This is a genomic window from Streptomyces bugieae (assembly GCF_036352915.1).
In the GTDB taxonomy this organism is placed as follows: domain Bacteria; phylum Actinomycetota; class Actinomycetes; order Streptomycetales; family Streptomycetaceae; genus Streptomyces; species Streptomyces endophytica.
Genome location: NZ_JAZBJP010000001.1, coordinates 580,816 through 594,182 on the forward strand (window position 1 = coordinate 580,816; position 13,367 = coordinate 594,182).

A 13,367-nucleotide genomic window follows, 5' to 3' on the forward strand; every position below is an offset into this window, starting at 1 on the left:
GGCGCCGAGCCGAGCGGGCAGGCCGTGGAGAACGCGCGCCCCCTGACTCTCCGGCCGGGAGCGCGGCGGGCCACGGGTCATTGGAAGGCGGCGTGGATTTCCTGCTCGGTCGCGGCGTGGGAGACGACGAGGAGTTCGTCACCGGCCTGGAGCCGTATGTCAGGGGTGGGGACGGTGGGTTGACCGTCGCGGATGACGGTGGTGATGACCGTGCCGGCGGGGAGCACGATGTCGGCCAGGGCCCGGCCGGCCGCGCGGGACTGCGCGGTGATCGCGGTTTCGATGACGTTGACGCCCGCCTTGCTCAGGCGGAGCAGCGCGACCGTGTCGGTGGCGCCGGTGGCCTCTTCGATGAGCGAGATCAGCGGGGTGGCGGCGGGAACGGGGATGTCGACGCCCCAGCGGTGGTCGAACAGCCAGGTGTTCTCCGCGTCGTTGACCCGGGCCGCGACCCGCGGGACGTCGAACCGCCGCTTGGCGAGCAAGCTGATGACGAGGTTGTCCTCGTCGTTGCCGGTGGCGGCGATGAGGAGGTCGGTGGTCAGGGCGCCGGTGTGCTCCAGGAAGCCGGGCTCGCAGGCGTCGCCCGCGGCGAGACGCACGGCGAGGCGGCCTTCGAGTTCGGCGATCCGGTCCTCGTCGTGGTCGACGAGGGTGACGTCGTTCCGAGCCGCGGCGAGCACCTGGGCGATCTGGGTACCGAGCCTGCCGGCGCCGACGATCAGGGCTTTCACGTCCCGAGCTCCTTGTCGAGAAAGCCGCGCAGGCGGCCGAGGGCGGTGGCTGCCACGGCGAAGGTGACCAGGTCGCCGGGCTCGGCGGGGGTGCTGTGCGCGGGCACGAGCGAACGGCCCGCGCGGGTGACCTCCACGACGCGGATCTCACCGTCGATGTCGAACTCGGTCAGCCGGCGCCCCGTGAGGTAGCCGGGCAGCTCGGAACGGACGAGCAGGGTCTCCCCGTTGCCGAAGGAGAGTTCCGGCGTGAGGTGGCGGTGCAGCAGCATCCGGTGGATCTGCTGCACCGTCCAGCGGACGCTCGCGACGGTGGGGATACCGAGTTCGCGGTAGATGTCGACTCGGTCGGGATCGTAGACCCGGGCGAGGACGATGGGGACCCGGTACGTCTCCTTGGCGGTCCGGGCGCTGACGATGTTGCTGCTGTCGGTGGCGGTGACGGCGACGAACGCGTCGGCGTGCTCGATTCCGGCGGCCTGAAGCACGGTACGGCTGAAGCCGTTTCCTTCGTGGAAGTGGCCGGTGAAGCCGACGGGCAGCAGCCCGCGTGCCTTGGTCAGGAGGTCGACGACCCGTACGTCGTGGCCCTCGATGGCGAGCTGCGCGGCGAGCCGGGACCCGACCCGTCCGCAGCCGACGATGATCACTCTCATCGTCCTGCTCCCTTCCTGGCCCCGGGGCGGTGGCTCCGCAGCCACCACTTGCGGGTTTCCTCAGCAGCCAGCAACAGCGCTCCGAAGCCCGCCAGGACCGCCCAGTCGGCCGCGGCCAGCGGGGCGGTGTGGAAGACGGCCTGCAGCGCGGGCAGATAGCTGATCGCCGCCATCAGGCCGATGCCGAAGCACCCCGCGGCCAGCAGCCAGGGATTGGACAGCAGCCCGATCCGGAACACGCTCTGGCGCTCGGTACGCACGGCCAGCGCATTGAAGAACTGGCTGACCACGATCCCCGCCTGGACCATGGTGATCGCCTCCCGGTAGACGGCGTCGTCCTCGGTGAAGCGGGAGTACGGGATCCCGGCGGCGTGGATGTGCCAGAAGAAGACGACGCACACGCCGAGCGCCTGGATGCCGCCCAGGAACAGGATCCGGCCCATCACCCCGGCGGAGAACAGCCGCTCCCGGCGGGAGCGTGGCGGGCGGTCCATGACGTCGGGCTCGGGCGGCTCGGCGCCCAGCGCCAGCGCGGGCAGCACGTCCGAGCCGAGGTCGATCGCCAGGATCTGCACGGCGGTGATCGGAACGAGCGGAAAGCCCACGAAGGTCGCGGCCAGGATGGGGACGAGCTCGGCGATGTTGTGGCTGAAGAGGTAGATCAGGAACTTGCGGATGTTCTGGTAGACCGAACGGCCCAGTCGCACCGCGGTGGCGATGGAGGCGAACGAGTCGTCCAGCAGCACCATGACCGCCGCTTCCCTGGCGACGTCCGTCCCGGAGGCCCCCATCGCCACGCCGATGTCCGCGTGCTTGAGGGCGGGGGCGTCGTTGGCTCCGTCACCGGTCACCGCGACCACCTCGCCGCGCCGCTGGAAGGCGGTGACCACCCGCATCTTGTGCTCGGGACTGACCCGGCACAGCAGCAGCTCGGCCGGCCCGGCGAGCAGGCCGTCCAGGGCGTCGTCGTCCATGCTGTCGAGGGATGCGCCGGTCACCACGGTGGGAGCGGCCTGCCGCACGATGTCCACCCGGCGGGCCACGGCCTCGGCGGTCAGCGGATGGTCGCCGGTGACCATGACGATACGGATTCCGGCCTGCCGGCAGGCGTCGACCGCCGCACTGACCTCCGGCCGCGGTGGGTCGAGCATGCCGAGCAGACCGAGCAGGGTGAGCCCGGATTCCGCCTCGTCCTGTGTGACGTCCGAGCCGCTCACCGGCCGCCAGGCCGCCGCCAGCACTCGCAGCCCCTGGGAAGCGAGTTCGTCGTTCGCCGCGACGACTTCGGCGCGCAGCTCGTCCGTCAGTGCCCGCCGCTCGCCCTTCCAGTCGATGCCGGTGCACCGGGCCAGCAGCTCTTGCGGGGCGCCTTTGACGTACGCGTGGTAGGTGCCGCTGTCCCGGGACCGGTGCACGGTGCTCATCATTTTGCGGACCGAGTCGAACGGGTTCTCCGCCACGCGCGGCGCCGCGTCCTCCTCGGCGGCCGGATCGATCCCGGCCTTCTCCGCCGCGACGAGCAGCGCCCCTTCGGTGGTGTCGCCGAGCACCCGCCAGCTCCGGTGCCCGGCCCGGGAACCGCTCTGGTCGGCGGCCAGGGGAGGCACCAGCCGGGCGTTGCTGCACAGTGCCGCGGCCCGGAGCAGCTCGCGCACGGCCAGGGGATCGGTGACCTCTCCGACCGGCGCGTACCCCACGCCCGAGACGGGATGCGATGCGCCGCCGGCCCATACCTGCGTGACGGTCATCTCGGCCTGCGTCAGCGTCCCGGTCTTGTCCGTGCACACGACCGTGGTGGACCCCAGTGCCTCCACCGCCAGAAGCTTCTTGACCAGCGCGTGCCTGCGGGCCATCCGCCGTACGCCGATCGCCAGCGACACCGACAGCGTCGCGGGCAGGCCCTCGGGCACCAGGGCGACCATCACTCCCAGTGCGAACACGAACGTTTCCACGAAGGGCTGACCGGTCGGCACGCGCACCGCGAACAGGGCCGCCCCGATGGCCAGGGCCACCCCGGCCACCCGGCGGGCCATCGAGGCCACCTGGAGCTGCAGCGGGGTCTTCTGCCCCGGCGCCGCCGACGCGAGCCGGAAGATCCGCCCGAACTCGGTGGCCGGACCGGTCGCGAACACCACGGCCTTCGCGGTCCCGGCGACGACGTCGGTGCCCATGAACACGCAGTTGCGGGCCTCCAGCAGCGGTCCGGCCGCCTCCGCGTCGCCGGTGCGGCCGACCGCATCGCTCTCCCCGGTCAGAGCGGCGTTGTTCACCGACACCTCGTGCGCCTCGACCAGGCGGCAGTCCGCCGACACGGCGTCCCCGGCCTCCAGGACCACGACATCGCCCGGCACCAGCTCGCGCGCGGGCACCTCCCGCCGCTCCCCGTCACGCAGCACCCGGCAGGTGTGCGGCACCATCGCCTGCAGGGACTGCGCGGTCCGCTCGGCGGAGTACTCCTGGGCGAAGCCGATGGACGCGTTGAGCACCACCACGGCGAGGATGGCCACGGCCAGCCGGAACGTGCCGGCGTCCGGGGGCTGCTGGAGCGCGTAGGCGAGAAAGGTGATCGCGGACGCGACGAGCAGGACGATCGCGAACAGGTCGGTGAACTGCGCCGCCAGTTGCCGCCACACGCCCCGGCGTCCGGCGCGCGGCAGTTCGTTGGGGCCGTACCGGTCCCGCCGCGTCACCGCGTCCGCCGCGCCGAGACCCCGCGGCGAGGTGTCGAGCGCGGCGAAGACGTCCCCGGGTGCCACCGTCTGCAGAGGAGAGCCCGCCGCTTCGGCACCGGTCGGCGGCCCCGGGCCGTCACCGGGGGTCAGGAGCTGAGTCATGGGGTGCGTGGTCCGCGGTAACACGTGTCGCGGGGGCCTTGCACTCCGGCCAGGAGATGACCGGGAGCGCGAAGTACCAGGGGAACCATGGCTTCATCGTGGCGGCGGCCGTTGAGAGGCGCACCCGGTGGCGGACAGGCCGGCGGACCGTCCGGCCGGATCCGCTCGAACAGGTCCTGTCTGCGGCGTGCGGAGAGACGGCGGAGGAGTTCGAGGCGCGCACGAGCACCCACGCCGCGGTGACGCGCCGCTGCCGGCGCCTCGGACAGCCGTTGTGCGGTCACCGAAGCCTCCCTCGGCCCGTGGCGGTGACTCAGTCGGTGTGGATGCGTCGTCCCGTGAGGCGCTCGGGCTCGATGAGCACCCACAGCGGTCGTTCACCGCCTGCCCAGGGCTTCGTATGGGCCCGCTCGGTCAGCCGGCGCACGGCCTCGGGTTCGGTGACGGCACGGGCCGGGCCGAGGACGAGCACGCTCCAGCCCCGACTCATGGCCTCGTCCACGTGGTCGACCTCGAAAGCCACCTTCTCCCCCACCGCCGCTGCCGGAGCCGTGCCCGGCGCGGTCCGATAGGCGATCGCCCCGTCGACGACCTCGTAATTCACCGGGACCACCGTCAGCCCGTCGGCCGTCATCACCGCGATGCGTCCCACCCCGTGCGTCGACAGCCGGCTCCGGCATTCCTCGGGATCGAGCTCCCGCAATTCGGGGTGGTACCCGGCCTCGCCGCCACCGGGCGGCAGATCGACCCCGGCACCGCGCAGCTGCCGCACGGTGGTGCCCAGCGCACCGGCCAGGCCGTTGAGTGTGCCGCTGGTCGGATTCGCCGGCCGTTCCTCCAGGTAGGCCAGGTAGGACGCCGAAATGCCACTGCGCTCGGCCACCTCCGCCCGGGTGAGCCTCTGCCGCCTGCGCTCATGGGCCACCCGACGCCCGACGTCACCGGGGTCGAACGGCCACAGGGCGGGCTTGTCCGACTCCGCCGGCGTCGGCCGGGGCCGCTCGGCCTCCGGCGGATGTGAGAGGTGCTGGACGTGCGCGTCCGGCCCCGGGAAGACGAGGGTCACCTCATTCGTGTCCGCCCAGCGCACCTCGTAGGGCGGAGTCCCGTCCTCGTGAGGAACCCTGACGATTTCGCCGTCCCGCCTGACGGCGCCCGTGGACGGGCTCTCCACCACGAGCTGGTCTCCGATGTGCGCTCGCATGTCCTCACCGCTCTCCGACGCTGCCGTGACATTCCTGCTTTCAACGTGGCACAGCGGCAGGCCGACGGCATGCGCCCACCCGGCCTCACGCCAGGGCCGAACGGACCTGATGCGGCTTCCCGCCGCCGAAAGGGCCGGTCGGCTCATCCGGCGCGGAAGGCACCGGGTCAGGATGGAGAGGTGGCCAGGCGACCGCTCTCATGATCCGCCGGAGGGAGAAGGACATGCATCACCGAACGGTCGGGGAACTCATGACCAGGGGCGTCATCCAGGTACCGCCGCAGACACCGTTCAAGGAGATCGTCAGGACGCTGGCGGAGCACGACGTCACCGCGGTCCCGGTGGTGGATGCGGCAGGCCGCCCGATGGGCGTGGTCTCCGAGGCGGACCTGCTCCGCAAGTCGGCGGACCAGGCCGATCCCGCCGGCCGGACGCCGATCCCGCACCTCGAGGCCTGGGAACGGGCCAAGGCCGAAGGAGCACGGGCGGAAGAGCTGATGTCGGCTCCCGCGGTGTGCGCGCGTGAGGAATGGACCGTGGTCGAGGCAGCCCGCCTGATGGCGGTCCAGAACGTCAAGCGCCTTCCCGTGGTGGACGAGACCGACAAGCTGGTGGGCATCGTCAGCCGCGCCGACCTCCTGCGGATCTTCCTGCGCCCCGACAACGCGATCCGCGCCGAGATCACCCAGGATCTGCTGCACCGGACCCTGGGCCTCGCCCCTTCCGGGGTGACCGTCGAGGTACGCGAAGGGCAGGTCACCCTCACCGGAACCGTCCCGGCCAAGGGCCTCATCCCCGTCCTCACGCGGCTGTGCCACAGCGTGGACGGCGTCATCTCGGTCTCCGAGCACCTCGCGTACGAAACCGACGACACCCGCGGGGCCTCCGTCGGGACCTGAGCCGTCCCCCTCCGCACGCAGCGGGCCTCGTACCCGCGGGGCGACGGACGGTGCACCGCGCAGAAGGGAGTCGGTGATGAGTGACCCGGTGGTGGTGGGGTTCGACGGCTCGGAATCGAGCTTCGCCGCGGTGGAGGTCGCCGCGCACGAAGCACACCTGCGCGGCACCGCGCTGCGCGTGGTGCACGCGTTCGGCTGGCCGGCCCGGGACACGCCGCTCGGCCGCACCAGGCTCGGGCCGGCCGAGTCCGGGCTGCGCGACTTGGCCGAGCACATCGTCGCCGAGGCCGTGGCACACGCGCAGAACCTGGAACCAGCGGTGGACGTCACCCACACCGTCGTCATCGACGATCCGCTCTCGGCACTCGAAGTCCAGTCACACGCCGCCGAGTTGATCGTGGTCGGCAGCCGTGGGCTCGGCAGTTTCGCCGGTCTGCTCGTGGGATCCACGGCCGTCCACCTCGCGGCGCACGGCGCGTGCCCGGTCATGGTGGTCCGGGGCAGACCAGCGCCCGAGGGACCTGTGCTCCTGGCGGTCGACGGCTCACCCGAGGGTGCGGAAGCGGTGGGCTTCGCGTTCGCCGAGGCGTCGCTGCGAGAGGCGGGGTTGCTCGCCCTGCGCGTGTGGAACACCTGGACCGAACGCGCCTATGAGACCCCCGGCGATCTGCGGAGGATGGTGGTGAACCTCGACCGGCTTCACGACGAGGAGGAGCGGTTGCTCGCCGAATCGCTGTCCGGCCATCAGGTCAGGTACCCGGAGGTCACCGTGCGCAGGAGCCTGATGGAGTCCCGTATCCGGCCCGCCCTGATCGAAGCGAGCCGCAGCGCCCAGTTGCTGGTGGTGGGAGCACGTGGCCGGGGTGGCTTCGCGGGCCTCCTCCTGGGCTCCGTCAGCCAGGCCGTCCTCCATCACTCGCACTGCCCTGTCGCGGTGGTCCGCCGCCGGGAGTGACCGTGACCGTCCAGGAAGCCCATTCCCTTCGCGTATCGCCCAGGCGGCATGCCCTGCGCGGCAGGCCGGCGAGCGCGCCCCACAGCCCGTTGGACCGGTCGGCCCGCGGCCAGGCCCCGCGGCCCCTCCCCGAAGCCGGGCACGCCGGGCAAGGGGCATCGGAGACCGCAGCTCTCGCTCCGGAGGTACGCCATGACCAGCCCTGTCCCCCGCCCCGTGGCCGTCGGCGTGGACGGATCACCGGCCGGCCTCGCCGCCGCCGACTGGGGTGCCCGGGAAGCACAGCTCCGGGACGCACCACTGCGGCTCGTCCACGCAGGGGAATGGCAGCCCTACTCCCATCCGCCACCAGAGGGCCCGGAGGCCGCCCGACGCTGGTCCGAGGGCGTACCGCAGGAGGTGACCACCTGGCTGCACCACCGCCATCCGGGCCTCGACATCACTGCGGAGCGGCTCACCGGCCCTCCCCCGGAGGTTCTGTGCGAAGCCGCCCAAGCGGCAGAACTCCTGGTGATCGGCACCGTCGGCATCGGCCCGGTCGCCGGGTTCCTGCTCGGCTCGGTCGCGCTGGCCACGGTGGCACACAGTGAGCGCCCCGTCGTCGTGGTACGGGCCCGGGCGGCGGACGACGGGCCGCACCGGGGACACCCTTCCGGGGCGGCCTCCCCATGGCCGGTGGTCCTCGGCCTCGACCTCGGTCGGCCCTGCGACGACGTCATCCGCTTCGCCTTCGACGCGGCGGCGCTGCGCGTCGCTCCTTTGATCGTGGTGCACGGCTGGAACCCTCCGATGTTCTACGCCGTCGGCGCCGACCCGAACGAGGACGCCGACATCGCGGCCGAAGAGCAGGCGACCTTGCGCCGGACGCTGGGGCCCTGGCGCGAGAAGTACCCGACCGTGGACGTGGCGGAGCAGGCCGTCATCGGGCAGCCGGCCCGCCACCTCCTGGAAGCCGGGAGCCGGGCCGCCCTCGTCGTCGTCGGTCGGCACACGCCCTCGCCGAGGGCGCTCCCACCCCGCATCGGGCACATCGCTCATGCCCTCCTGCACCACTGCCCGGCTCCGGTCGCGGTCGTCCCCCACTGAAGACGATCTCAACCAGCGGCACGGCCCACCCCGAAGTCCGTGGCCCGTTCAGAAGTCGTAGCAGACGTAGGTGCCCTCGGGCCCACGGGCGATCCGGTCCGAGCCCCAGCAGTGGAGCATCGGCCCCACGCGGTACAGGGCGGCGCCACCGGCCAGCAGGACGAGGACGGCAAGCACGGCGGTCACGGTCCGCATGGCCGTCATCCGCCGTACGAGCCACCAAGCCCCGGCGACCGCAAGCGTCCCCAGTCCCAGCATGACGGCCGATATCGGGGCGGTGTTGTTCTGGAGCCCGGGAAAGCGGTCCGGGTGCGCGGCCTGTTGGACGGCGGCGAAGGCGAAGAAGAACAGCAGCAGCCCCAGCAGCAACAGTCCGACAGAACCGGCCCCGCGGCCGACGGCCGCGCCCCGGCTCCGCGGGCTTCCGGGCGCCCCGGCGGCGTCCGCACGCACCAGCCGCCGGTCGAGGACCGCCCGGAGCCGGTCCACCTCCTCCGGGTCCGCCACGGCCCGCTTGGGCAGGACGACGAAACCGACGGCGGACTTGTCGGCGCTGAGCAGCACGAACAGCTCCGGCGTCTCGACATAGCGCGAGTAGAGGTGCCAGTCGTGGCTGCCCGAGCTGTGCGCGGTGGTGATCCGGACCCCGGTGTCGTCGACCGTCCCGCGGATGTCCCCCTGCCGTTCGGCGAGCCGATGGAGGCGGCGCGCCTGCAACCACGGCACCGCGGTCATGAAGACGACGAAGACCACCACCCCCACATACAGCTCCCACCGTGTGCCATGGCGGCCGGAGCCAGCCGCCGACAGCAGGGCGCCGACGGTCGAGACCGCCACCGTCCAGACCAGCGCCCCGCGCTGAAAGCGTCCCACGCCGGTGCTTCTCGCGCGTGCCCGCAGCGCGGACGCCAATTCGCCGACGGTCGGCCGGTAGGCCAGCTCCACCGGTCTCTCAGCGACCGCATCTGTTTCCCGGCCCTCGGCCATGTCCCCTCCACAGTTCGGTGATCAACCGGATCGTAGAGGCATTTTCAGCCACTCCCGCGACCGGCGGTGGTCGGCGCCGTACGTCATCGAGACCAGGGCCGTGAGACAGGACTCCGGGGCCGCTGTGGCGTGATCGTTCATGGAGCCGTGCATGACGGAGGTGGTGGATCGGTCGGCGCCCCGACCGCTTCGGTGCCGCGGACGGCCTCCGGGCCCGTGGCCCCGCAGCCCAGAGGGAGGGAACATGGAAGTGAGGTCAGCTGCGGGCAATGGGCCCGCACCCGCGCGACGCGGGAAGTGAATTTCGATGTTCTGGCATGACCGCTACGGTGTGAGCGCTTGGGGCTGGCTGGCGATGTCGGTCAGCATGATCCTCTTCTTCGCGCTGCTCATTCTCATCGTTGTCCTCATCGTTCGCGCACTGAGTCGATCGGGCCCCCTCCACAACGGGCACCCGGCCCCTCGGGGCGGCCCCAGCCCCGAGCAGATCCTTGCGGAGCGGTACGCACGCGGGGAGATCGACGAGGAGGAGTACCACCGTCGCCTGGCCACCCTCCGCGGGCCCCCACGCTGGACCAGCGGGACAGGTACCGGCCAGCCGTGACGGCCAGTGGCCCGATGCCCACACCTCACGTGGCACGTGGTGATGTTGCGGGGAGCCGCACAGCGCCAGGGTGAATGCAGCCCCTGATGGCTCGTTGGCCGCATGCGTCCGGGCCTCCGTGGGCGGGCGGAGAGCCCGGTCGCCGCGAGGCCGGCTCGCTCAGGCGTGGCAGGTATCAGGCTCGGTGCCGGGCGCCCTTGGGGCGGCACCGCTTCGAGGGCTTCGGCGGCCGTGCGCTCGATGGCCTCGAAGTGTCCGTCCAGGCTCATCCGCAGGCGTTCCCGGTGCTCGGTGGCGAGGCTGCGCAGAGCCGCCACCTTGTTCTCCAGGTCGTAGCGGATGTCGTGCAGGGTCTCCAGTTGCTCGCCTGGGCGATGACCTCGCCGGCGGTGCGGTCGGCGAGGGTGAGGACACGGTGGGCATGGGGCGGTGCGAAGAACTGTACGGTTTCAATTTTATGGTGACGCCGACTCAATACTCATAGCGAGGAGCAACCATCCATGGCGGTCTCGATGGGATTGCATGTCAGCCCGGAATTCCCCGCGGTGCTCGAGCGGATTGACGCACTCGGCGGGGCGCTTGAGGCGGACGCGGACGCGGCCGAGGAACTCGCAGACTCACCGAGGACGTCGGGCGGGCGTTGCTGGGTGCCGGGGTCGTGAGGGCCGCACTGCCGCAGAGCCTCGGCGGCTACGAGTTCTCCCCATGCCAATTGATAGAGACGGTCGAGCGGGTCAGCTACCACGATTCCGCGGCCGGTTGGACGATGATGGCGCTGCAGTTGATGACCGGCACCACTGCGGCCTATCTCGATGCTGTTGCGATGGCCGACTTGTTCCCGGATGTCGCGGGTGGGGACCACGCGTTGTTGGCTGGGCACGGCACCCGGCCCGGGCGGGCCGTCCCGGTGGAGGGTGGCTATCTGGTGAGCGGTAGTTGGCAGTTCGCCTCCGGTATGGCGCACGCCACCCACATCCACAGCGCGATCCAGGTCGAGGGCACCGGGGAGCTGCGGGTGCTGGCGATGCCGAAGTCGCAGGTGGAACTCGTCGACAACTGGGATGTGCTCGGGCTGCGTGCGACGCACAGCATTGATTACCACTGCGCCGATGTGCATGTACCGGCGACGCACACGTATCTCGCCACCACGACCGACCCGGCCAACGGTGGCGCGATCTATCGCCTCGGCTTGGTCAACATGTCCGCGATCGGACACACCGGTTGGGCGTTGGGTGTCGGGCGGCGCCTGCTCGACGAACTGAAGAGGGTCGCCGCGGCCAAATCCGGCACACATAACGCCGCCGTCGACACCGCGCAGTTCCACGCGGAGTACGCGACGGCCGAAGCCAAGCTTCGTTCGGCACGGGCGTGGGCGATGGAGGTATGGCGGGGGATCGAAGACACCCTGGAAGCAGGCGAGTTGACGAGTACGGAGCAGGACACGCTGCTCAGGCTGGCGCTCAACCACGCGACGTGGACCGTGCAGGAGGTGGGTCAGACGGTGCACCGATGGGCCGGGACGGCGGCGATCCGGCGCGGGCCGATCGACCGGTTTCTGCGTGACCTCGGCACGGGTACCCAGCACATCACGTCAAGCCCCACGGTCCTGCAGAACTGCGGGAAATGGCTCAGCGGCGCGCAACCCCAAGCGCACTGGGAATTCCTCGACTTGACGCCGTGACCCGTACGCCGGTCGAAGCGCAGGAGGGCGCGGATGCGGTCGCCGATCAGGTAGTCGATTGCGCGCGGCGGATGGTCGCCGCCTGATTCGGATAAGGCGGAGCGCCGACGGAGCTTACGGTTTCGAAGAAATCAGGTGCTCTGGAGGCGTACATGAGCAGCTGTACCAGGAGTTCGGTGCGTTGACCGGGCACCCGCCGCTGTCCCCCCTACGCTTTGACTTCGCGCTGGACCTGGCCACGTCCAAGGGCCGGGCGGTGCGGCTACCGGTCCGGTCCCTCGTCGAACAGCTGGACTCGGGAGACCCCCTCTTCCAGCGCTCGGACGTGCAGCGCAGCCAGCTGCGGGCCCTCATCACCGCCCTGCTCCTGGCCCAGCCGCACTCGCACACGGCCGAGCTGCGGGACGGCCCTCCCCCCCCCGGCCACCCGGCCACCCGGCCACCCGGCCACCCGGCCACCCGCGTGCGGTACGCGCAGCCCTCGCGTTCATCGAGGCGAACCTCACCGAGCACATCAGTCTCAGTGACATCGCTCAGGCCGCCCACTGCAGCCCTCGCACCATCAGTTCGGCGTTCCGCAACCGACTCGGTCTCTCGCCCCTGTCCCACGTCCGCACCCTGCGGCTCGACCGGATCCGTGCGGACATCCTCGCCTCCACCGACCCCATCGGCACGATCGCCTACCGGTGGGGCGTCTCCCACCTGGGCCGCTTCGCGAGCGCCTACCGCGAGCGCCTATCGCGAGCGCTTCGCCGAACTCCCCTCCGACACCGCAGCTCGAAGGTAACCCAGCTTCCTGTGGAGCGTGGGAAACCCGTGGGCGACGCCCGGCATGGTTAGATCCGGCACCCCTGCCCATGGCGCGAAGAAACGGGATCGTAGCTCACGCGCACCGGCCGGCGGCCGGATTTGAGCATCGTCGATCAATCCGCTTCCTTGCCCAGTGCAACGGTTAGCGTGGCACCGCCCACCCTCGCCCGGACGGCGGCGCCCGTCGGCACTCCGTCGCGCGCAATCCAGGAGGCACGATGAAATCTCATGCGCGAAACCCCCGGCCCACCTCGAACCGCGGCCGCCTCATAGCCGCCGCAGTCGCCCTCACCACGGCCATCGCTGCCGTGTCGGTGTGGCTGTGGCAGCGGAACAGCTCTGCCGACGAGTCCGTCTCCGCCAATCTGCCGGCCGCGAGCGCGGCCCTGGCCGGCCCTGGTGGGGGCAACACCGGCACGGTCTCCGCGTTGGACAAGCTCTTCCTCACCAAGGTCCGGCAGGCCGGCCTGTGGGAGATGCCGGCGGGCCGGCTCGCCCAGACACACGCATCGAGCGAAGCCATCAAGCGCGCCGGTATGCATCTGCTCGAAGGGCACAGCAAGCTCGACGAGCTGGACCGCGAGGACTCCCAGGCGCTGAACGTGCCCATCCCCGACCAGGCCACCGCCGAACAACAGGGCTGGGTGGACCAGCTGAAGAACGCCCGGGGGCAGGCGTTCGACCAGCTCTTCGTGGACCTGCTGCGTGCCTCCCACGGCAAGATCTTCATCACCATCGGCGAGGTGCGCGCCACGACCAAGAACTCGCTGATCCGGCGACTGGCCGCGCAAACCAACAACACCGTCCAGGACCACATGGACGTCCTGGAGGACACCGGACTCGTCAAAGACTCCACCCTCGACGACGTCGCCTCGACCATTCCCAAATGACCTTCCCACGGCACTCCACAGCGCCGG

Annotated in this window: 12 protein-coding genes; 7 read left to right on the plus strand and 5 right to left on the minus strand. The window is 71.1% G+C overall.

Annotation, left to right across the window (positions count from 1 at the left end):
* Positions 1 to 77: 77 nt before the first annotated feature.
* The 4 genes from V2J85_RS02830 to V2J85_RS02845 all read right to left on the minus strand — a co-directional run bounded on the left by V2J85_RS02830 (position 78) and on the right by V2J85_RS02845 (position 5,428).
* Complete coding sequence (locus V2J85_RS02830; RefSeq protein ID WP_261953279.1) at positions 78 to 734, minus strand: potassium channel family protein; 657 nt, start codon at positions 732 to 734, stop codon at positions 78 to 80.
* Positions 731 to 1,390, minus strand: coding sequence for a potassium channel family protein (locus V2J85_RS02835; RefSeq protein WP_261953278.1), 660 nt, complete (start codon positions 1,388 to 1,390; stop codon positions 731 to 733). The genes V2J85_RS02830 and V2J85_RS02835 overlap by 4 nt, the downstream gene beginning before the upstream one ends.
* Entirely contained in the window at positions 1,387 to 4,224 is a 2,838-nt protein-coding gene (locus tag V2J85_RS02840; protein ID WP_330820525.1) for a cation-translocating P-type ATPase, read from the minus strand. The genes V2J85_RS02835 and V2J85_RS02840 overlap by 4 nt, the downstream gene beginning before the upstream one ends.
* A gap of 313 nt (positions 4,225 to 4,537) precedes the next feature.
* Positions 4,538 to 5,428: a DUF1918 domain-containing protein gene (locus V2J85_RS02845; RefSeq protein WP_261953276.1), complete on the minus strand. Its 891-nt coding sequence runs from the start codon at positions 5,426 to 5,428 to the stop codon at positions 4,538 to 4,540.
* Positions 5,429 to 5,652: 224 nt separating this feature from the next.
* Between V2J85_RS02845 and V2J85_RS02850 the strand changes: the two genes are divergently transcribed.
* The 3 genes from V2J85_RS02850 to V2J85_RS02860 all read left to right on the plus strand — a co-directional run bounded on the left by V2J85_RS02850 (position 5,653) and on the right by V2J85_RS02860 (position 8,368).
* Complete coding sequence (locus V2J85_RS02850) at positions 5,653 to 6,327, plus strand: CBS domain-containing protein (protein WP_261953275.1); 675 nt, start codon at positions 5,653 to 5,655, stop codon at positions 6,325 to 6,327.
* A gap of 76 nt (positions 6,328 to 6,403) precedes the next feature.
* Positions 6,404 to 7,282 carry a universal stress protein gene (locus V2J85_RS02855; protein WP_261953274.1) on the plus strand — a complete coding sequence of 293 codons (879 nt, stop codon included), beginning with the start codon at positions 6,404 to 6,406 and terminating at the stop codon, positions 7,280 to 7,282.
* A 192-nt stretch (positions 7,283 to 7,474) separates the two neighbouring features.
* Positions 7,475 to 8,368, plus strand: coding sequence for a universal stress protein (locus V2J85_RS02860; RefSeq protein ID WP_330820526.1), 894 nt, complete (start codon positions 7,475 to 7,477; stop codon positions 8,366 to 8,368).
* Between the two features lie 48 nt (positions 8,369 to 8,416).
* Here V2J85_RS02860 and V2J85_RS02865 read toward each other — a convergent pair whose 3' ends face one another.
* Positions 8,417 to 9,241: a YcxB family protein gene (locus tag V2J85_RS02865; RefSeq protein ID WP_330820527.1), complete on the minus strand. Its 825-nt coding sequence runs from the start codon at positions 9,239 to 9,241 to the stop codon at positions 8,417 to 8,419.
* A gap of 421 nt (positions 9,242 to 9,662) precedes the next feature.
* Between V2J85_RS02865 and V2J85_RS02870 the strand changes: the two genes are divergently transcribed.
* The 4 genes from V2J85_RS02870 (at position 9,663) to V2J85_RS02885 (ending at position 13,340) form a co-directional block, all read left to right on the plus strand.
* Complete coding sequence (locus tag V2J85_RS02870; RefSeq protein WP_261953271.1) at positions 9,663 to 9,959, plus strand: SHOCT domain-containing protein; 297 nt, start codon at positions 9,663 to 9,665, stop codon at positions 9,957 to 9,959.
* A 658-nt stretch (positions 9,960 to 10,617) separates the two neighbouring features.
* A complete protein-coding gene (locus tag V2J85_RS02875) occupies positions 10,618 to 11,640 on the plus strand; it encodes an acyl-CoA dehydrogenase family protein (protein ID WP_330820528.1) in 1,023 nt (340 codons plus the stop codon).
* Between the two features lie 528 nt (positions 11,641 to 12,168).
* Entirely contained in the window at positions 12,169 to 12,480 is a 312-nt protein-coding gene (locus tag V2J85_RS02880; protein WP_261957247.1) for a helix-turn-helix transcriptional regulator, read from the plus strand.
* Between the two features lie 188 nt (positions 12,481 to 12,668).
* A complete protein-coding gene (locus V2J85_RS02885; protein ID WP_261953269.1) occupies positions 12,669 to 13,340 on the plus strand; it encodes a DUF4142 domain-containing protein in 672 nt (223 codons plus the stop codon).
* Positions 13,341 to 13,367: the final 27 nt, after the last annotated feature.